Here is a 21,630-nt window from a genome sequence, read left to right as displayed (position 1 = left end):
AAGAGTTCCGGATATTCTAGGGGAATCCGACTGCGGGGACAAGCACCCGTAGGCCGCCGGCGGTGTAGCTGAAAAAAGAGCCCCGGCGCAAGGCCGGGACTCTTCGGGTCTGCAAGACCATCGAACCTACTTCTCCAGCAACGCCCCCTGCGCCGCCGCCAACCGGGCGATCGGCACCCGGTAGGGGGAGCAGGAAACATAGTCGAGGCCGATGTTGTGGCAGAAGATGACGCTGGAAGGCTCGCCGCCATGCTCGCCGCAGATGCCGAGCTTGATATCCGGCCGGGCCTGGCGCCCTTTTTCACAACCCATTTTCACCAGCTGGCCGACCCCCTCCTGGTCGAGAGCGACAAAGGGGTCGGTGGCATAGATCTCCTGCTCGATGTAGAAGGGCAGAAAGCGGCCCGAGTCATCGCGCGACAGGCCGTAGGTGGTCTGAGTCAGGTCGTTGGTGCCGAAGGAGAAGAAATCCGCCTCCCCGGCGATCACGTCGGCGGTCAGAGCCGCCCGCGGCAGCTCGATCATGGTGCCGATCAGGTACTCGACCTCAACCCCGTACTCGGCGATCACCGCGTCGGCGACCCGCACCACGTTGGCGCGCAGGATGGCCAGCTCCCTGACCTCGCCGACCAGCGGAATCATGATCTCGGGCACGATCGAGAAGCCCTCGTTCCTGATCAGCTCGCAGGCCGCCTCCATGATCGCCCGCACCTGCATGTCGTAGATCTCGGGGAAGGTCACCGCCAGCCGGCAGCCGCGATGACCGAGCATCGGGTTGAACTCGTGCAGCGATTCGACCTTGGCCTTGAGGGTGGCGGCGGGAACCCGCATCTCGGCCGCCAGCTCCTCGATCTCGACGTCGTTCTGCGGCAGGAACTCGTGCAGCGGCGGGTCGAGCAGGCGGATGGTCACCGGCAGACCCTTCATCTCCCGGAACAGGCCGATGAAATCCCCCTTCTGCATCGGCATGATCTTCTCCAGCGCCCGCTGTCGACCATCAAGATCGGCGGCGAGGATCATCTCGCGCACCGCCATGATCCGCTCGGCTTCAAAAAACATGTGCTCGGTCCGGCAGAGGCCGATCCCCTCGGCGCCGAAGGCGCGCGCCACCCGGGCGTCATGCGGCGTGTCAGCGTTGGTGCGCACCCGCAGACGGCGGGCCTTGTCAACCCACTCCATCAGCTGCGAGAAATCCCCGGTCAGCTCCGGGTCGACAGTCGGCACCTTGCCCTTCATCACCTCACCGGTGGAGCCGTCGAGGGTGATCAGCTCGCCCTTTTTCAGGATCAGGCCGCTGACCGTCGTCAGGGTCTCGGCCCGGTAGTCGACCTTGATGTCGCCGCAGCCTGAAACACAGCACTTGCCCATACCGCGCGCCACCACCGCGGCGTGCGAGGTCATGCCGCCGCGGGCGGTGAGAATCCCCTGGGCGGCGTTCATGCCGTGGATATCCTCGGGACTGGTCTCAACCCGGACCAGGATCACCTTGTGCCCGCCCTTCGCCGCCTCCTCGGCCTCGTCGGCGGTGAAGACGATCTCGCCGCAGGCGGCGCCGGGAGAGGCCGGCAGCCCCTTGGCGATCACCTCGCGCGGCGCCGCCGGGTCGAGGGTCGGGTGCAGCAGCTGGTCGAGCTGCTCAGGCTCGACCCGCATGATCGCTTCCTGCTGGCTGATCAGCCCTTCCCGGACCATGTCGACGGCGATCTTGACCGCCGCTTTGGCGGTCCGTTTGCCGCTGCGGGTCTGCAGCATGTAAAGCTTGTGTTTCTCGATGGTAAACTCGATATCCTGCATGTCGCGGTAATGGGATTCGAGGATATTCTTGATCTTCACCAGCTGCGCGTAGCAGTCGGGCAGCACCTCTTCCATCGACGGCAGCTCGCTGTCGCCGCCGTCCCTGTTGATCGGCTGCGGGGTGCGGATACCGGCCACCACGTCCTCGCCCTGGGCGTTGACCAGGAACTCGCCGTAGAAGATCTTCTCGCCGGTGGAGGGATCGCGGGTGAAGGCGACGCCGGTGGCACAGTCATCCCCCATGTTGCCGAACACCATCGACTGCACGGTGACCGCGGTTCCCCACTCGGCGGGGATATTGTTCAGCCGCCGGTAGGTGATCGCCCGCGGGTTCATCCAGCTGCCGAAGACGGCACCGATGGCACCCCAGAGCTGATCCTGCGGATCAAGCGGGAAGTCGTGTCCCAACTCCTCCTTGACCCGGGTCTTGAAGCGAGACACCAGCTCCCGCAGGTCGACGGCGGTCAGTTCGGTATCCAGGGTGACGCCGCGCTGCTCCTTCATCTGCCCCAGCAGATGTTCGAGGATATCGCCGTCCATGCCAAGGACGACATTGCTGTACATCTGGATGAAACGCCGGTAGGAATCGTAGGCGAAGCGCTCGTCGCCGCTCTGGGCGATGATCCCCTTGACGGTTTCGTCGTTGAGACCGAGGTTGAGGACGGTATCCATCATCCCCGGCATCGAGGCGCGGGCCCCGGAACGAACCGAGACCAGCAGCGGGTTGGACGGGTCACCGAACTTCTTGCCCATCAGTTCCTCGACCTTGACGAGGTTGCGGGCCACTTCCTCGCGCAATCCTGCAGGATAGGCGCGATCGTTCTTGTAGAACTCGGTGCAGACCTCGGTGGTGAGGGTGAAACCGGCCGGCACCGGCAGCCCGATACTGGTCATTTCCGCCAGGTTGGCCCCCTTGCCGCCGAGCAGGTTGCGCATTTCGCCGCGACCTTCAGCTTCCCCGTTGCCGAAGAAATAGACGTACTTCGTACTCATGACAACTCCTCCAGAAGTTACGGGGCAAAGCCCCATTGGTAAATATTCCCCGAACATAAAAAGACAAAACGTTGGGCCGCCAAGAGCTCCAAGACAACCTTTTTTAATGGAGAGGCGCAGAGCGGGAGAGAACCCAGAGAAAACCAAAAGCAGTTTTTGGTTTTAAACCCAAAAGATATTCTCTCCGTCTCTGCTCCTCTCCGCCTCTGCGTTAACTCAGTTTTTGACTTCCCTGGCGCCTTGGCGACCCCTTTTTACACCGCACCGGGTCCGGAAACCGGGTGGGGCTCCGTCGTGAAAGCAAGCTTGCAACAGGAACCTCACCCGGCTCCCGGACCCCTAAAGGCAAACGCCCGAATCAGGAGATTCGGGCGAAGTCGGCAATTCCGGTAAACAGTTCGGCAACCCTGGTCAGCAGGGCGAGGCGATTGGTCTTGACCGCCGCGTTCTCGGCCATGACCATGACCCCGTCGAAGAAGGCGTCGACCGCCGGCCGCAACCCGGCGATGGTCTGCAGGGCGGCCGCGTAATCCCCATTCGCGACCTGCTCCGCCACCCGCTGCGCCGCCAGTTGCTGGGCCGCCAGCAGATCTCCTTCGCACTGCGCCTCGAACAGGGCCGGATCGACAGCCGCCTCGGTCCCGCCCTTGATGATATTGACCACCCGCTTGAAGGCGACCGCCAGCGGCTCGAAATCAGCCTGTCCCTTCAGGGCGGCAAGTGCCTCGATCCGCGCCCGGGCATCGAGCGGATCATCGAAACCGGCGGCCAGCACCGCGTCAACCACGTCGGCCGGAACCTCTCCCTGCATATTCTGGAAGCGGCCGCGGAAGAACGCCAGCACATCTTTCACGACCTCGTCCGCGGGACGGGTCAGTTTCTCGCCGAGCAGCCCGACGCCCCGGCCGATCAGCTCGGCGAGGGACAGGCGATAACCCCGGTCCTGCAGGATATTGAGCACCCCGATGGCGCTGCGCCGCAGGGCATAGGGGTCGGCGCTGCCGGTCGGGATCAGGCCGACGCCGAAACAGCCGCAGATGGTGTCGATCTTGTCGGCGATGGAGACGAAGGCGCCGACAGAGTCCGTGGGCAGATCGCCGCCCGCCTCGATCGGCAGGTAATGCTCGTAGATGGCCGTCGCGACCCGCATATCCTCCCCCTCAAGCCGGGCATATTCGCGGCCCATGACTCCCTGCAGTTCGGGGAACTCGTAGACCATGCCGGTTTCGAGGTCACACTTGGCCAGCAGCGCGGCGCGTTCGGTCTGCGCCACCGCCTCCGGCTCGAACTGCTCGGCGAGGCTTCTGGCGAGGGCGGTGAAACGCATCACCTTCTCGTAACTGGTGCCGAGCTTCTGCTGGTAGACCACCTTCTTCAGTGCTTCGAGGCGGGTTTCCAGCTTGACCTTCTGATCCTCGGTCCAGAAAAACATGGCATCCGAGAGCCGCGCGCGCAGCACCCGCTCGTTCCCCCGGGCGACCACCGAGAGATCTTCGGCGCGGGTGTTGGAGACGGTGATGAAATTCGGCAGCAGCCTGCCGTCGGCGTCGCTGACGGTGAAGTAACGCTGGTGCTCGCGCATGCTGGTCACCAGCAGTTCTCGCGGCAGCTGCAGGTAGTCCGCTTCGAAGCCGCCGGCCACCGGGGTCGGATCCTCGACCAGGTAGGTGATCTCGTCGAGCAGTTTCTCATCGAGATTGACCACGCCGCCGATCGCCTCGGCAGCCTTTTTCACGCCGTCGGCAATCAGCGCCCGGCGTTTCTCCGGGTCGGCGATGACGAACCGTTTTTCCAGTTCGGCCAGCCACTGCTCACAGCCGCTGACGGTGAAACTCTCCGGGGCCATGAAACGGTGACCGCGCGACTGGTCGCCGCTGGTCAGGTTGCCGAAACCGAAAGGCACCACCCGGCCGTCGTAGAGGGCGACGATCCAGTGTACCGGGCGGGCGAAACGGACGTCGAGATCCTTCCAGCGCATCGACTTGCGAAACGGCAGGCCGGTCACCGTGCGTTCGAGAATCTCCGGCAGCAGGTCGCGGGTCGGTTTGCCCTCGATCACCTTGTCGATGGCGACGTAGGCGCCCTTATCGGTCTCGATGGTGCCGAGGTCAGAGACATCGACCCCGTTGCTGCGGGCGAAGCCGAGCGCGGCCCTGGTCGGCTTGCCGTCGGCATCGAAGGCGACCTTCAGCGAGGGGCCGGTCAGCTTCAGCTCCTGGCGTGGGGTTTCGGCGGCCAGGTCGGCAACGGCGATGGCGATGCGCCGCGGCGTGGCAAAGGTGCGGATGGCACCACAGGCCAGCCCGGCGGCAGCGAACTCCTTACGTAACAGCCGTTCAAGATCACGCCGGGCGGGGTTCAGAAATCCGGCCGGGATCTCTTCGGTACCGATTTCAAGAAAAAGTTCAGAGGACATGTATGAAAACTCCGGGAGTCAGGAGTCAGGAACCAGGAGCTGAAACCGGAAGACCGGCAGCTTGAGCCCTGGATGCCGACCAACTTATTTTTTCAGCAGGGGATAACCCATCTTTTCACGCTGCTTGACGTAGCACTCGGCGCAGGCCCGGGAGAGGTTGCGCACCCGGCCGATGTAGTGGGCGCGCTCGGTCACCGAGATCGCCCCGCGGGCGTCGAGCAGGTTGAAGGCATGCGACGACTTGAGGACGAAGTCGTAGGCCGGGAAGACCAGCTCCGCCTCGGCCAGCCGCAGGCACTCCTTTTCGTACATGTCGAACAGCGTGAAGAGCATCGCCGTATCGGCCTGCTCGAAATTGTAGTGGGAAAACTCCACCTCGGTCTGGTGGTGGACATCACCGTATTTCAGGCCGCCGCCCCAGTCGAGGTCGTAGACGTTGTCGACCCCCTGCAGGTACATGGCGATCCGCTCGATACCGTAGGTGATTTCACCCGAAACCGGCTTCAGGTCGATGCCGCCGACCTGCTGGAAGTAGGTGAACTGGGTGATCTCCATGCCGTCCAGCCAGACCTCCCAGCCGAGCCCCCAGGCGCCGAGGGTCGGCGACTCCCAGTCATCCTCGACAAAGCGGATGTCATGCTGGGCCGGGTTGAGGCCGAAGCTTTTGAGCGAATTGAGGTAGAGCTCCTGGATATCCTCCGGTGCCGGCTTGAGAACCACCTGGAACTGGTAGTAGTGCTGCAACCGGTTCGGGTTTTCACCGTAACGACCGTCGGTCGGCCGCCGGGACGGCTCGACATAGGCGACCTTCCACGGTTCGGGGCCCAGGGAACGCAAAAAGGTCGCCGGATGAAAGGTTCCGGCGCCCTTTTCCATATCATAGGGCTGCTGGATGATGCAGCCCTGTTCCGCCCAGTAGTTCTGCAGGGCGAGGATCAGATTCTGAAAGGTCACGACTCCTCCGAGTGCTGCCGGCGGCGGGACCGCCGGATAGTATACTGTATACAGTTTTTCAAGGGGGCATCATTCTAACCCGCGCCCCCGGGGGTGTCAAGAATGACCGGCTCCGCCGGGGGCCGGCGGCAGGGGTTCCAGGCGGTCGAGGAATTCCCGGCTTTTGATCCGCCGCGGCAACTGCGCATCGAGGGCCGCGGTACAGAGCGGCGCCCCCTCGCCGAGGGTGGTGGCGCCGAGATGGAAACCGGCGAAACGGTCGGCGGGTGTCTCCCGGCAGCGGGCCAGGCTGCCGAGGGTCGCCAGCGAGACCGGCCGCGCGCCCGGCACCCGGCAGGCCGGGCAGAGGCTGCCGTCCTGCTCGACGCTGAAATGCACCTGTTCCGGCAGCGCTCCGCCGCAGACCGCGCAGTGCAGCAGGTGCGGCTCGTGCCCCGAGAGCCGCAGCAGCCGCAGCTCCAACAGCAGCCGGTACTCGGCGCAGCCGCCGTCGACATTGAGCTGGTCGAGCAGAGACTTCAGCATGGCATAGACCTCCGGATGCGCGCCCCCCTCGCCGAACAGTGCCGCCACCAGTTCACAGCCATAGGCGGCCAGCGCCAGCGCCTTCAGATCACGCCGCAGCCCGTCCCGCAGGTCGAGCAGTTCGGCCTCCTGCAGGTTGAGCAGGGAGGAATTGGGCCGCTGCCGCCAGATCAGCCGCACGCCGGAAAAAGGCTCCAGCGCAGCCCCGAAACGCTTGCGGCTCTTGCGCGCCCCGCGCGCGAACCCCTTCAGCAGTCCCTGCTCCGGGGTGAAGAAGGTGACGATACGGTCACTCTCACCGTAGTCGATATGCTGCAGGATGATGGCTTCGCTTTTTTGCGGGTGCATGGGGAACCGGTCTCGCTGTTCTCAATTTTGCAACAAATGTTACGTTATTGAGAACAAAAACCGCCAAATACGATCACGATCCGACACAAACTGACTCGGTCAAGTATTCCAGCCGAGCTTCGACATCCCAGCCCTCACAGTCCGTTGCCTTATCCAGCGCCTGAAGTAGAAGTTGCCGGGCACGAGCAAAATCGACGCGCAGGTTAAAACGCTGTGCGTCTACACTAAACAGATCAGCCATGACCACATAGCCCTGGGCGGTATTCGGCTGCTCTTCAATCATCCGCTCCAACAGGGAAAACGCCGGAGTTCGATCGCCAAGCGTGAGTAGCAGGTGGGCGGTCAGTTCCTGCAGATTATTCTTCGCCAGTTGACGCATCCCGGAAAAGCGTTCGGCAACCTCCCTGCAGAACTGCAGTCCGAACTGAACGGCTCCAAGATCCACTGTCATCCGCTCTTCAATCAGATGTAAACAATCCTGCAGCCAGTTGCTGAAAAAATCACAACTGGTGAACAGACGATTGCACTCATCGCTGTCAGGATCATCCACTGTTTCGGGAAGAATTTTCTTGACCTCCGGCCAGGCGTTTTGCCAACAACTCAACGCGTTACGGGGCCAATGCTCTTCGAGATAGTAATATCCGGCACCGATCCATTCATCGGCCGGAGTCAAATGTGCAGAAGCGGGTATCGCATCCTGCGGAATCGGAACGGTTTTCTGATCAATGCAACATTTCTTGTATTTTTTGCCGCTGCCGCAGGGACAGGGCTCGTTGCGTCCGACTTTGCCCGTCTTGGGCAAAAACTGCCGCAACCGCGCCGCGCGAGGCTCGGCCAGCAATTCGGCCGGATCCTCCGGGGCCAAACCCGCACCGTCCTCCCAGTTTCGGGCAAATAAAGACATTTCCCGGACCATGTCAAAAGACGCGGCCGTTTCCCGCCGGGCCGCGAGTCCTTTCTCATCTTGCGGCCTGCTCAGAACACGCTTAATCTCGGCAAGGCTCTGGAAACCTGGCTCCATCAACCCCTGCTGAAAAGCTGTCTCAATCAATGGCAGGGTCTCGACAAGGTGAAGTTGTTCGGCCATGAATACGGCAGCATCCCAGATATGGGACGGACATTTTTCCAGGCGTCCGGTCAGTAGTTCGGTACAATATTCCGCCATCTCACTGTGCGCCAGCGAGCCGATAAGCACCAGATCCAGCAAGGCTCTCAGGGCCGCTGAGCGAGCGAATTCATTGACAGTTTCGTCTTCCACCAACGCCTTCAGCGAATCGACCCGATCACCACAGGTGCGGGCCAGCATCCCTTTCATGTTCTCGGTCAGGACATCGCCGATCAGGTTATCGAGCAGCAGGTTCGGTAGTCGCAGAATTCGAAGGTAACGCTCAAAGGCGGCCTCGCAACGCTGTTGCGCACACAGAAAAAGCGCGTAGAAAAACAGGGCCGACTGTTCGGTCCGCGAAGGGTCGTCAATACAATGATCCAGTTCCGCCAACAACAGCGGTTCGGCCTCACTCCAGTTGCTGCGGATAAAGTTGAGCGCGTCCGTCGGAATTTTGGAACAAAAGGGCTTCAAGGACTCCAGTGCCGTTTCGATTGTCATTTCAAATTCTCCTCAAACTTTCTTAACAACCACCTCATCAGATGCTACCAACATCCTGCGCAATCTATACCTTCAACCGCCGCAACGCCCGGTTCACCGCCGGCAAGTCGAAGGCCGCAGGGTCGAAAGGTCCACGCCAGGCAAGATATTCTTCATGTTGTTCATGGCTCGGAACAAGCAATGCTTCGAGATATTCGCTATAGCCGTGGTGACCGCCGCAGTCTTCGGGCGGGCAGGCATTGGCTCCATCAAGACAGAGGGGATGTTTCATCTCAGGGTTGTCGGGGAGTATCCGTTGCAGCGTTACCTGGTGCTGCCAGTTGTCACCGAAGTCGTAGGTATAGGTGAGCTGATCGCCTTCCCGCTTGAGCAGGCAGTAGAGCGAAACCCCATGATCGTTGACGGTATCGCAGATAAAATCGGGATCGGGCCGACCGAAGACAATGCCGCCCTTTTCAAAGGAATAGAGATGGTAGTCCTCCCAGCCCATGACCCGTTGGATGACCTTGTGCAGCTTGCGCAGGGGGATTGAAGCCGGCACTTGGAATAGCCGCCAGATTTCCGGTTTATTTTCGACCAGGGCGATGTGAAGTTCATAGATTTCAGGGTTCATCATACGGCGGTCTCCTTATTGTCACGTTCCCTAATGGGAATCTTGCAGGTAGGCTTCGATTTCAGACAGGTCAAATTTCACGAGATCATCCGAATCGTCGTCGAAATGGAACCAGACCGAGCTGTCGTCCCGCTCTTCCGCCGCCTCGAAGTCGATGGCCATCAGATATTTGAACGCCAGGTAGAAGGCTGAAACAAGCTCGGTTCTTTTCACGAAGGACTTGCGAAAAACACCGACCCCCGGAAAGTAGAACCGGGCATATTCGAAGCGCAGTACATTTTCCTTTTCCGTGCAGTTCACATTGAAAAAATGATCGCGGATTTCGTCATACACCCAAACCGGGCCGACGTCTTCGCCTTTTGTGATCCGCGTGATCCAGTCGACCAGGTCGAGAAAGGGGGGATAGGCATCGGAGAAATTGATAAAGAAGCTGTCGTCACCGATCACCAGCCGGGCGTCGATCCAGCCGCAGTCGGGACAGCCGACCCACAGGGCTATCGATTCCGTATCGGTGGTACCGGAATAGGTGAGAAAGCTGTCCAGTTGCTGCCGATAGAATTCAGAGTGTCTCTTTTGTCGCGACATTATCCTCCCTGCCGGATCAGATCGAACACTACCCGCGCAAACCCTTCAGCCACCTCACGATTGGCAAGGATCTGCAGCATCTGCTTCTGATGTGCCTCGCTACTGTCGAGCACCGCGTCGTCCAGGGCCTTGGGAAAATCTCCCAGCATGGCCTGTTCCGGGGAGTTATTGTGAATCTGGTCCATCACCTTCCGATTTTCCCGAACCTTGTCGCGGATGGTGTAGGCGTAGTTGACCAGGTCCTTATCGGTGAGGCCGTCGGTGATGAACAGTTCGTTCAAGCGCGCCAGAATCTGCGACAGGAATTCTTCCTTTTTGTCCCGGGCCCTGGCGGTGCCGATATCGCCGGCCGACTTCAATCCGTAGTCCCCTTCGGTTTCCATGACCAGATCCTGATGCCGGATCTTCGACAGCCGGTAATGACTCAGGGCCACGTTGCTCAGGTCGATGTCGTCATCTTCGTCCATTTTCTCGCGCAGCAGCGGTCGCAGGTGCCTGGCGTAGAGTGCAAGCTTCTCCAGATCCTTGCTGTCGTAGTCGACAATCTGCGACATGAACTCGTAGAAACGGGTAAAACTGCCGAGGTCCTTCTTGAAAATCTCCAGCCGATCTTTTTCCTTCCTGCACTCCTTGAAGCTCTTCTCGGCATTGGCGATCAACACTGCATCAGCGGTCTGCCTGGTGCGCTCGAACATTTCTTTGGCAGTATGGTAGGCCTCGACAGCCAGTTTGTAGCGTTTCTGCCAACGCTCAACGGCGGGTTTACAGATATTGCTGATCGCGGCGTTGCTCTTGTTCTTGACGAAGAAGGCGACAGCGAACTGCTCCACCTCCTGCCAGGTGAAGATCCCTTCGGCACGCAGCTTGTCAAACAGGTCGAAGACCAGGTCGGGATCAGAAACATCCGCCAGCTCGGCGGTCTGGTAGTAAGGCTGAAAGGAATCAAGGATCTCCTGCGGATCGTTGAAGAAGTCGAGGACAAAGGTGCCGCTTTCGGCCTTACCCGGATAGGTGCGGTTCAGCCGCGAGAGGGTCTGCACGCACTCGACGCCGTGCAGCTTCTTGTCGACGTACATGGCGCAGAGCTTCGGCTGATCGAAGCCGGTCTGAAACTTGTTGGCCACCAGCATCACCTGGTAATCGCCCGAGTCGAAGGCCTTGCGCATGTCGCGGCCCTTGAGGTCGGGGTTCATGCTCTTTTCGGTGAACTTCTCACCGACCAGGCCCGTAGCATTGGGGTCCTTGTGGCTGAACTCCACCTCACCCGAAAAAGCCACCAGCGCCCGGATCGAGCTGTAACCCTTGCGGGCGACGTACTTGTCGAACTCCTTCTTGTAGCGCACCACCTCTTTACGTGAGCTGGTCACCACCATCGCCTTGGCCTGACCACCGAGCAGGCCCATAACATTATCCTTGAAGTGCTCGACAATCACCTGCACCTTCTGCGCAATGTTGTAATCGTGCAGCCGCACCCACTGGTTGAGCTTGACCTGGGCCTTTTTGCTGTCGACCTCTTCGTCCCTGGCCTGAATCTTCTGCGCCAGTTGGTAGGCGACCTTGTAGTTGGTGTAGTTCTTCAGCACATCGAGGATGAAACCCTCTTCAATCGCCTGACGCATGCTGTAGACGTGAAAGGCCCCGGGCTTGTTCTGTTTGGATGGCGGCAGTGCCGGGTTCGGCAGACGACCGAACAGCTCCAGGGTCTTCGGTTTAGGCGTAGCGGTGAAGGCGAAGTAACTGAGGTTGCGGTTGTCACGCCGGGCAGCAATGGTCGCATCGAGGATATCTTCGGAGGTGAACTCGACATCGACGTCACTGTTCTCTGCCAGCAGCACCTCTTTCAACTTGCGCGCGGTGGCACCGGTCTGTGACGAGTGTGCTTCATCGGCGATAATCGCGTAGCGACGTTCCTTGAGACTGACGCTGTTTTCGATCGCCTGAAGCACAAAGGGGAAGGTCTGGATGGTGACAATGATGATCGGCTGCGAACTTTCCAGCGCCAGGGCCAGCTGCTCCGATTTGGAACCGTCACCGATATCGCGGTTGATCCGTCCCACCACCCCGTCAGCGTGCTCAAACTGATAGATGGTGTCCTGCAACTGATCGTCGAGCACGGTGCGGTCGGTGACGACGATCACCGAATGGAACTGCTTGTCTCCCTCGCTGGTATAGAGGGATGAAAGCTGATGCGCGGTCCAGGCGATGGAGTTCGACTTGCCCGACCCGGCGCTGTGCTGAATCAGGTATTTCTGCCCCGGCCCTTCTTCGCGGGCAGCGCCCAGCAGGCGGTTGACCACGTCCCACTGATGGTAGCGGGGGAAGATCAGCGTCTCTTTCTTGTATTTTTTGCCCTGCCAGTCCTCCTTCTCTTCGATCTGCAGATGGACATAGCGGGCAAGGATGTTGAGCAGGTTGTCGGGCAGCAGCACCTCATTCCACAGGTAGCTGGTGGCGTACTCGTTCGGGTTCTCCGGTACATCGTTCCCCGCCCCACCCTCTTTGGTTCCCTTGTTGAAGGGCAGAAAGAAGGTGTCGCCCCCTTCCAGCCGGGTCGTCATATAGACCTCGTACTGACTGACGGCGAAATGGACCAGCGCCCCGCGCTTGAAGGTCAGCAGCGGTTCCGGTTTTCTGGTCACCGGATCTTTCGGCAGGCGGGTGCGCTTGTACTGCTTGATGGCGTTGTCGACCGCCTGCTTGAACTCCGACTTCAGCTCCAGGGTGGCAACCGGCAGACCGTTGACGAACAGCACCAGGTCGATGCGCCAGGCCTTGGCCTTTTTACCGGTCTCTGCCAGACAATCCTCTGTTGCGTAGGGGCTGTAGACCAGCTCCGGCACAATGCGCAGACGGTTCTTTTTGTATCGCGCCAGGGTGTCGGGGTTGAGGTCGTGTTCCGGCTTGAACTGACAGAGCTTGAAGCGGGTGCCGCGATCACGCAGTTCGTGGCGCAACACACCCAGAGTGCCGAAGGTGCGCAGGTCGCGGTCGGCGGCGTTGGGGTCGACCTTGTTGAGCTGGCTGGCAACTTTTTCGAGGAGATGCTTTTCGGGATTCTGCGGATAGAGCTTGCAGTATTTCTGCCATTGCTCGTCCTGGGTGTCCTGTACGAAACCGAGTACGTCTTCTTCGTACAGGGCCAGTTCGCGATTGTAGCCGTCGGGTGTTCCGAGCAGCCAGCCGCTGGAAACCATCTGAGCGATGATGTCATCTTGGAAAGTTTGCTCGTTTGTTTTGCCTGCCACTTATATTCCCTCCCTTGAATCACTATCACCCAACAAAGCAGCCTTCTTCCGGTTGCGATGAAATAAGATTTTTCATTTTTTTCAAGGTGCTAGCCATTCCCCCACCGGAAAAAATTACTTGATGTGAAACAAACTCCAACATCATGCCTTAATCTCAGTTCAGGAGACACAATACTTTTCCCCAAAGACATCAATAGCATCAAGCAACTTATAAACATCCGTATAGGGGTTCCATTGATATGGTTTCGTCCATGCCGGATCAGCCCCCGCAATCGTTCTTCGGTTCAAGTCCTCGGCATACTTTCGAGCAGTGGAAATTTCCTCCCCCGAAAATAAGCGTTTTGTTCCTTTGTCATAGTTTTTGATGTGAGTCTTCAGTTTGCTTCTTTTTTGCAGGTCATCATAATTGGCATAAGCGGCCACGGTCGGTTGAAAATGCAACAATATCCAGACTTCGAAACAAACATTGGAAAAAGCAATTTTAATCCCATGGGCATCGGCTTTACTACGTGCTTCAGCGTGCAGGGCATCGGGATATTTGGTTGGAGCTTCCCGGTCATAGACAACCCAGAATATATCCCCGGACGGATTTTTCTCTTTCTCCCTGATGGCTTCCTCAACCAATTGAATCGGAGTATTTTTAGGAGTCGGACGCACCGGGGAGAGTCTTGTTCCAGGGAACCTGCGCTCTATATACCCCTTCAGATAATTCGGCTCGGTCTTTTCGCCCTCACAAAAAATATGCAGCCGCGGTTTAAGGTTTTTCTGATTGGACTTGCGCTTTCTAGGCATCTTCGCACCCACTCTTTTTCAGCAGAGCTGCGATACTTTGATAATCGATCTTTGGAACCGCGCCAAAACGTCCTTCGGCATACCAGCGATTGAACGGGCTTTGCGGCTTCACCTTTTTCTTGTCAAAATCCTCCAGCGAAAAGAGGCGGGTTGCACCCTTCATTTTTTCAGTCAACCAGATCTGGTCTCGACGAAAATGATCCGGTGACATCAGGCTGATATTGTGAGTCGAGAAAATAAGCTGGGCGTTTCCGCAATTAACGTCCGGATCGTTGAAAAGCCGAATAATCAATTCCGCCATGAACGGGTGCATACTGTTGTCCAGTTCATCAACAATCAATACGCCGCCACTCTCCAACGCATTGATAATCAGCGGGGCCAGGTGGAATAATTTTCTGGTCCCTGCCGATTCCAAACGAAGATCAAAAAGCTCTGTCTCTTCATCTTCAGCAAGATGGACAAACAAAAAAGAACGCTTCATGTCACGCAGGATCGATGCCCGAATGGGTTCGGGCATATTATCTGGAAACTGAACGGAATTCAGATCAATATCCTTTTCCCGTACCACAACTCCACTTACACCGGTATCAACAAATCCCAAGAGTGCGGAAACCTTGTTGAAAATCGATTTATTATCAATCCAGTCCTCAACGCGCACCTCTTCATTCAAACCAAGTCGGAGGATATCTTTACGAAAATAATTGTAGACGTTGCGGATCAGTTCCGGCGCATCGGCACTGCTCCCCGCTTTGGAAAGGTAGGCATTATTATCAAAAAAGGGAAAACGCTTCTTTCCACCGCTGAACAACGTGCCGAACTTGATCGTTTCCCAGGTGTCATCCTCTGTTCGTTCAAAAATCAGTGCCGCCTTTGCTGAGGGATAAAAACTTAAATGCTCTGCAACAATCCGTTTCCGAGTGAATGCGATTTTATAGAGATACCGGGTTCCATCAGGCGTAAAAAATTCAATTTCAAACCGCACCGGAGCAGACTTTGCCTGCTCCGACAAACGGAAAGGCTCATAGCATTTGATCGGGGCACCTTCCTGCAAACGCCCTGTGGCACGGATGAGAAACTGCAACGCTTCAAAAGCCAGCAGCACATTCGATTTACCGGAAGCATTTGCGCCATAAATACCGGCACAGTTGAGCACACCTATTTTGGACCCCGCGGGATAGGAAATATTATCCAACAGATGAGTCCCTGGATTTTCCGCATACAGGCTGAACGTCTGCTCGTCACGAATAGAGCGAAAATTGGAAATCGTAAAATCGACTATCATGGTATTGCCTTTTGTTATTTGTGCTGATTATGTCAAGATACAGACAAATAATAGCATAATAACAGAATGAGTCCAGAGAAAACCCACCCAGAAGACGGGACTTCCTACCCCCCATTGAAAAGGTGCCCGAACGTAAGCCGTGAATTTACATTCGGAAATTTTTTCACGACGGAAACGACAACAGGCCACGGGTTGATGATGTCATCAAAAAACAGATGCCGGGGCATTGTCGGCGCTCATGCGCTGGCCTCCATGCGGGATTCGGATTGTTCAGGCTTCCAGTTGCGGACGTCGATCTTGCCAGTGACGGCGGAGATGAGAATGGTGCTGCGTTCTTTTAACAAGTTTTTAAAAACTAGAGACACTCCCCAGTTACTTATTCACTTAAACATCTTTCCAAGTTGCTTCGCGAAATCATTCATCAATACTTGTGCTTGTTCCTCAACCCATTCCTGCCCTTTTCGCTGAGCAACACGTATCAACGAATCATAATCATTCCAACGGCCACAGTTGTCGCACTGGATGAGTTCACCCTGCCGAGGCTGATAGTTCTCTTCTGGCAACACAAATTGTGTTGAAAAACAGAAGAAGCATTGCAGAGATAACTGAGTGCTTTCTTCCATCATCCCGCACCGCCAAGGGCCTGAATAACGGCTGGGCTTAATCCAAGAGCCGTGTTGGTCAAGGGGTGCTCCAGAAATGCCCTCAACCGACTCTTGGCTTCCTGCTTTTCGGCATCTGAGGCATCTGCCTGATCTATTTTTTCGATAATTGTCGTGAATACATTTTCAATATTCTGGGTATTGTTGTTGCCAATCTGAGCAGGAGCGTACGCATGTAACTCACCAATAACAACGCCGTTAGAACCCTGCTGTTTGGGAAGAGCATGTTTTGCCGCTTCAACCGAAATCGCACGCCCCTGACCTTCTTCAGTGAGCTGAGCCGCACCGTACTTTCCTGCCCCTATCACCTTCTGAGTAATATATTTCCTGCTGAAACAAGTATTCAGAACTGGGAGGAGTTGTTCGTACGACAACCCAGCCTTATTCATATAATTGATGGCGTCTTCTCCCTGGTCATTAAAATCAAACCGAACAACATTGATGATATTGCCGGAGCTCTCGATCTCTTCATTCATAAAAACAAGCAGTTCATCCATCAATGCTTCTTTTTGTTGCTTATCCATATGTTTTCTCCATGCGGGATTCGGATTGTTCAGGCTTCCAGTTGCGGACGTCGATCTTGCCGGTTACGGCGGCGGAGATGAGGGCGGTGCGGCGTACTTGCAAAAGATTTATTTGTAGTTCCGCTTTGCCAATCAGGGTCACATACTGTTCTAACTTTTCATCGATATACTCGGTCAATCTGATCTGCTCTTCAGCAGGTGGCCGAGCCACCCAAAACTCACGTATATCTTCCAGGCTAAGTTGAATTTTCGTGCCTCCGTAACCTGCGCCGACAAATTGTTCCTTTGTTCCGTCTGACAAAACCACATATCCAAGCCACCTGGAGTTAGCAACTTTGCCATTCGGTCTACATAGTGAAACATGTTGACTGACATAGCCGTCAGCAACATGTTTATCAGCAACGCATACGGAACCTAAGTCTGCTGTGATAGATATCAGGAGATCTTCAACTTTGATTTTTGAACGCTCACCTTCACTACCTTCTGGCGGCACCACAAATTGAACTGAGTCCATTTTTGGTTCAATAGTTTCTCTCGTGAGGTTTGCAATCCGAAAGAATAGGCTTCCCGAGTCAGAGTAATATTCTGCCCACCCTCGTGACCCACTGGTCACGAAATCGAACAGATACTTTGCCCGCGTCACCTTCCAATGTTCCGGCACCTCCCCCAACCACTCAACACCGGAATCTTTCATCGGCGCATCGGGGTTCAGTCCTTTGGTGACGGCATGGCTGATAACCGCCTGGCGCTTTTCCTTCAATAGCTTGATAAGTTGTTGTTGCTTGGCGATCAGGGTGTCGATTTTGGCGGTTTCGTGGTCGAGGAAGTTGGCGATGGTTTGTTGTTCTTCTTGCGGCGGCTGTGGAAAACACTGAGTCCGCACCTGTTCGCCATTTACATGAGGGATTCCCATCCCCACAGTGTGCAGCTTTAACTCTGGTTCAAAAGCCTTACAGCAGTAAAAGTAATATTTGTGATCACAGTCCCGGATTGCCAAAACTCGCGCCATAGTTGAAGACACAAGACCTTTCTTGGCGTGTATGTATTCACCTGCATTTGACCCGTCCCAAAGCAGCAGGATATCTCCTTCTTTTGCTTTGATAGCGCTGCTTTCTGCTTTGCCATATTTGGGAGATTCTTGGCCTCGAAGGTAGCCCATACTCAAATAAGGAATAGCGTCTTTCGAGTATTCAGATTCAAGGGTTGATGGGTTCCTGCCTTTACACATTTCACTAAGAAATTTATTGGGCAACACATCCCAGTGCTTTGGAACTTTCCCCAACCACTGAGCATGTGTATCTTTATACTCTACGTACGTTTGATACCTGCCCAACATCACGAATGCACCTCTTGCAGAAGCGCCATAATCTCAGCACTCACCAGATCCAATTCCCGATCAATCTCCTCCAACGAGCGCGGCGGCGTGTAAACATAGAAATGCCGATTGAAGGGAATTTCGTACCCGACGATCCCCAACTCGCCATCCTTATCATCCCGCTTGCTGCCATCAATCCAGGCATCCGGTACATGGGGCGCGACCTCTTTTTTGAAATACTCCTCTACAGTCTCGGTCACACTACGGGACGGATCGAGGGGGATATTCTCGTTGTCGCGCAGGTCGCCATCGGGCTGAAACTCGACGACCTTGCCATTCAGCTCAAACAGGCCGTAGAGCGGGTCAGCCATTTTGTTGTGAACCTTCTTCACCACCCGCTCGGCTTCCGGATTTTTCCAGCTCACCGCAGCAAGAAGCTGTTTCTTCTGCCGCGCATCCAGCTTGATACCGGTGCTCTTGAGCGCCTTTTTGAACTGCGCGTCAAACAGGTTGAAGTCATCGCACTGTCCAGCGACAATCGCGCTTGCGCCCATCTGCTGCGACAGGGCGGTTTGCAGCTGCAATCCATCCTCCAGCAGACGCTTCTGCTCCCGCCACAGCTTGCTGCCGAGCAACTCTTTGATCTGCTTCTCTTTCAGTTCCTTGAAGTTGGCCTTGATATGGGCGCGCACTTCGGTTTCGACAGCTAGGAGGTCGCCATATTCGGCATCGGTCCAATCCTGACCATATTCGGCATAGGCCCACTTCATCGGCGCAGTGAACGGCTTGGGTGCAAAGCGCAGTTCGGCCAGCCGCTCGTTCGTCAACTGCACCGAGAGCCGTAAGGGACGCTCGACAGTGATGCGCCGGTAGCCGAAATCGGTGGTGTTGAATATCTTGCTGGCAAAGGTCTTGGGTTCGGCGGCTTTGGGATTTTCGGACTGGCGGCCCCGGTTGCTCTTGACCTCTGCGGGTTTATTTAATTCAACCGTATCGACAACCTCAAACTGTCCGAAGCAGCGGGTAATGGTGGCGATATCCTCATCCCCCATGACATGCCGCTTAGAACCAAGCGACTTGCGCATCTTGCCGCACAGGTTGACGCCGTTGATCAGCTGCACCTTGCCTTTACGCTCGGTATCCTTCTTGTTGGAAAGAATCCAGACATAGGTGGCGATGCCGGTGTTGTAGAACATGTCGGTCGGCAGGGCGACGATCGCCTCGAGCAGATCGGCTTCGAGAATGTAACGACGGATCTCACTCTCGCCGCTGCCCGCGCCGCCGGTAAAGAGCGGTGAACCGTTGAGGATGATACCGATCCTGCCGCCACCCTCTTTCGTATCCCGCATCTTGCTGATCAGGTGCAGCAGAAAGAGCAGCGAGCCGTCCGAAACCCGCGGCAGGCCGGGGCCGAAGCGACCATCGAAACCCTTGAGGGTATGCTCTTCCTTGATATCTTTCTCGACCTTCTTCCAGTCAACCCCGAACGGCGGATTGGAGAGCATGTAGTCGAACCGATCGGCATAGAGCTGATCGTTGCTGAGGGTGTTGCCGAGCTTGATGCGGCTGACATCCTGGCCCTTGATCAGCATGTCGGCCTTACAGATGGCGTAGGACTCGGGGTTGAGTTCCTGGCCGAAGGCGCGCATCACTGCGTTGGGGTTGAGTTCGTGGACGTACTCCATGCCCGAAGAGAGGAAGCCGCCGGTTCCCGCCGTGGGGTCATAAATGGTGCGGATGATCCCTTCCCGGGTCAATACCTCATCATCGGCCATAAAGACCAGCGAGGTGGTCAGGCGCACGATATCGCGCGGGGTGAAATGCTCCCCGGCGGTCTCGTTGGAACTCTCGGCAAAGCGCCGGATCAGCTCCTCGAAGACCAGGCCCATCTCGTAGTTGGAGATTTTTTCGGGGCTGAGGTCGGTGTTGGCGAACTTCTGCACCACCTTGTAGAGCAGGTTGGCGTCACTGAGCTGGGCAATGAATTCGCTGAATTTGAAGTATTCGAAGATCTCACGGGCATCTCTGGAGAAGGCCTGGATGTAGCTTTCGAGATTGTCCTTGATATCGGCCTCACCCAGTCTGGACAAATCCATCGGCGAGGTGTTGAAAAACTTCGCCTCGGTGACCCGCAGCAGCATCTTCTCCGCTGCCTCTTCCGGCAGCTCCAACCTGCCGACCTCGGCGTGCTTTTGCAGCACCGCCGCCTTGTCTTTTTCGAGCACGCATTCAAGACGACGCAACAGGGTGAAGGGAAGAATGACGCGGCCGTACTGGCTCTGCTTGAAATCGCCACGCAGCAGGTCGGCAACCGACCAGATGAAGGCGGCGGTTTGGGTAAAGTTCGGTGTCATAATCTGCCTCAGGTATCGTTACGGGGGGCAATCCACCCCCAAAACAGAAAAACCGCCTGCCCGGCTGCAACAGCCACAGGCAAACGGTTCTCAGAACTTCAGCATCCCATCCTGCATAACCCCTCCGGGAAAAACAATCAAACAGCGTGCAGGATAGGAAAAATATCCGGGTTGGTCAATGAAATCGGTTCAGCACACCTCCACCCTACTTCAGATACTGGATAAACATCGTCGCGGTGGCGAAATAGATCAGGATGCCGGTGATATCGTTGGCGGTCTGGACGAAGGGGGTGGCGGCGATGGCGGGATCGACGCCGATTTTCTTGAAAAAGGTCGGGGCGAGGACGCCCATGGTGGCGGCGACACTGATGGCGACAGTCATCGCCAGGCCGACCACCATGCCGAGATAGGGGTTGTGATGCCATCCCCAGGCGACCAGGCCGACGGTCAGGCCGCAGACCACGCCCATGATCATGCCGACCCGCATCTCCTTGAAGAACACCTTGCGCAGGGTGGTCATGTCGATCTTGCCGGTGGCGAAGCCGCGCACAACGATGGTTGCCGACTGACCGCCGACATTGCCGCCCATGCCGGTGATGACCGGGATGAAAGAGATCAGGGCGATGACATCCTTGATGGTGACCTTGAACAGCCACATCAGGTAACCGGTCGCGACCCCGCCGAAGAGGTTGGTGATCAGCCACGGCAGCCGCAGCCGGGCGATCTTGAAGGCCTGGTTGCCGAGCAGCAGCTCCTCCTCGTTGGCGCCGGCCATCTTGTAGATATCCTCGGTCGCCTCTTCGCGGATGACGTCGATGACATCATCAACGGTGATCAGACCCATCAGCTTGTTGCTCTCGTCGACAACCGGCACGGCGAGGATGTTGTATTTCTCGACCACCCGCGCGACCTCCTCCTGGTCCATGTCGGTACGGACGCTGATGACGTCGCGAATCATCACCTCACGCAACACGGTCGCGGGCGAGACGGTCAGCAACTGGCGCAGCGACAGCACCCCGACCAGGTGGTTGTGCTCATCGGTGACATAGAGATAGAAAACCATCTCGACATCTTCGGCCTCCTGGATCGATCCGATCGCCTCCTTGACGGTCAGATCCTCGCGCAGCGAGAAGATCTCGGTCGACATGATGCCGCCGGCACTGTCCTCCTCGTACTGCAGCAGGCCCTCGATCTCCTCCGAATCCTCATCCTTCATCAGGTTGAGAACTTCGGCGGCGAGATCCTCCGGCAGGTTCTGGACGATGTCGGCGGCATCGTCGTAGGGCATGTTCTGCAGGATGATGCTGATCTGCACCCCGGTCAACTGCTCCAGCAGCCGGGCGCTGAAGGCGTGATCGAGCTCGGCCAGCACCTCACCGGCCACCTCGGGCTCGCGGATCAGGTTGAACAGCTCCTGCTGTTCCTTCGGGTCGAGATAGCGGTAGAGATGGGCGATGTCGGCGGGATGGATCTTGCCGAGCAGTCGGGAAATGTTCTGGGTGGCACCGCGCCGCAGCAGGCGGCGAATGGTTTCGAGGAGTCGCTGCAGTTTCGGTTCCATGTGAAGAAGGCCTCCTCGAAGAAGGGATGATCCCCGGCCTCAGCCTCAGGATGGTAATCGC

The 21,630-nt window shown here is 57.0% G+C and carries 15 protein-coding genes; all 15 read right to left on the bottom strand.

What is annotated here, in order from left to right; all coding sequences use genetic code 11:
* Positions 1–126 precede the first annotated feature (126 nt).
* Complete coding sequence (gene ppdK, locus C2E25_RS10525; RefSeq protein WP_103115703.1) at positions 127–2,787, bottom strand: pyruvate, phosphate dikinase; 2,661 nt, start codon at positions 2,785–2,787, stop codon at positions 127–129.
* 358 nt (positions 2,788–3,145) lie between these two features.
* Entirely contained in the window at positions 3,146–5,203 is a 2,058-nt protein-coding gene (glyS, locus tag C2E25_RS10520) for a glycine--tRNA ligase subunit beta (RefSeq protein WP_103115702.1), read from the bottom strand.
* Between the two features lie 84 nt (positions 5,204–5,287).
* Entirely contained in the window at positions 5,288–6,157 is an 870-nt protein-coding gene (glyQ, locus tag C2E25_RS10515) for a glycine--tRNA ligase subunit alpha (protein WP_103115701.1), read from the bottom strand.
* 96 nt (positions 6,158–6,253) lie between these two features.
* Positions 6,254–7,030, bottom strand: coding sequence for a DNA repair protein RecO (gene recO / locus C2E25_RS10510; protein ID WP_103115700.1), 777 nt, complete (start codon positions 7,028–7,030; stop codon positions 6,254–6,256).
* A 73-nt stretch (positions 7,031–7,103) separates the two neighbouring features.
* A complete protein-coding gene (locus C2E25_RS10505; RefSeq protein WP_103115699.1) occupies positions 7,104–8,636 on the bottom strand; it encodes a DUF1186 domain-containing protein in 1,533 nt (510 codons plus the stop codon).
* Between the two features lie 64 nt (positions 8,637–8,700).
* The gene (locus tag C2E25_RS10500) at positions 8,701–9,252 is read right to left on the bottom strand and encodes a plasmid pRiA4b ORF-3 family protein (RefSeq protein WP_103115698.1); all 552 of its coding nucleotides are present in this window, start codon (positions 9,250–9,252) and stop codon (positions 8,701–8,703) included.
* 27 nt (positions 9,253–9,279) lie between these two features.
* Positions 9,280–9,834 (bottom strand): hypothetical protein, encoded by a 555-nt coding sequence (locus C2E25_RS10495; RefSeq protein ID WP_103115697.1) that lies wholly within the window; start codon positions 9,832–9,834, stop codon positions 9,280–9,282.
* Positions 9,834–13,028, bottom strand: coding sequence for a type I restriction endonuclease subunit R (locus C2E25_RS10490; protein ID WP_420094630.1), 3,195 nt, complete (start codon positions 13,026–13,028; stop codon positions 9,834–9,836). The genes C2E25_RS10495 and C2E25_RS10490 overlap by 1 nt, the downstream gene beginning before the upstream one ends.
* Positions 13,029–13,238: 210 nt before the next feature.
* Positions 13,239–13,871: an RloB family protein gene (locus C2E25_RS10485; RefSeq protein ID WP_103115695.1), complete on the bottom strand. Its 633-nt coding sequence runs from the start codon at positions 13,869–13,871 to the stop codon at positions 13,239–13,241.
* On the bottom strand, positions 13,864–15,153 hold the full coding sequence (locus C2E25_RS10480; RefSeq protein ID WP_103115694.1) for an AAA family ATPase: 1,290 nt from the start codon (positions 15,151–15,153) through the stop codon (positions 13,864–13,866). The genes C2E25_RS10485 and C2E25_RS10480 overlap by 8 nt, the downstream gene beginning before the upstream one ends.
* A gap of 380 nt (positions 15,154–15,533) precedes the next feature.
* Positions 15,534–15,779, bottom strand: coding sequence for a hypothetical protein (locus C2E25_RS10475; protein ID WP_146032946.1), 246 nt, complete (start codon positions 15,777–15,779; stop codon positions 15,534–15,536).
* Entirely contained in the window at positions 15,776–16,339 is a 564-nt protein-coding gene (locus C2E25_RS10470; RefSeq protein WP_103115692.1) for a hypothetical protein, read from the bottom strand. The genes C2E25_RS10475 and C2E25_RS10470 overlap by 4 nt, the downstream gene beginning before the upstream one ends.
* A complete protein-coding gene (locus tag C2E25_RS10465) occupies positions 16,332–17,675 on the bottom strand; it encodes a restriction endonuclease subunit S (protein ID WP_233189403.1) in 1,344 nt (447 codons plus the stop codon). The genes C2E25_RS10470 and C2E25_RS10465 overlap by 8 nt, the downstream gene beginning before the upstream one ends.
* Positions 17,675–20,011 (bottom strand): type I restriction-modification system subunit M, encoded by a 2,337-nt coding sequence (locus C2E25_RS10460; RefSeq protein WP_420094629.1) that lies wholly within the window; start codon positions 20,009–20,011, stop codon positions 17,675–17,677. Before C2E25_RS10460 ends, C2E25_RS10465 begins: the two co-directional genes overlap by 1 nt.
* A 202-nt stretch (positions 20,012–20,213) precedes the next feature.
* Positions 20,214–21,569 carry a magnesium transporter gene (gene mgtE, locus C2E25_RS10455; protein ID WP_103115690.1) on the bottom strand — a complete coding sequence of 452 codons (1,356 nt, stop codon included), beginning with the start codon at positions 21,567–21,569 and terminating at the stop codon, positions 20,214–20,216.
* Positions 21,570–21,630 lie beyond the last annotated feature (61 nt).

Source organism: Geothermobacter hydrogeniphilus (genome assembly GCF_002898515.1).
In the GTDB taxonomy this organism is placed as follows: Bacteria; Desulfobacterota; Desulfuromonadia; order Desulfuromonadales; family Geothermobacteraceae; genus Geothermobacter_A.
This window is presented reverse-complemented; position numbering and strand designations above follow the sequence as displayed.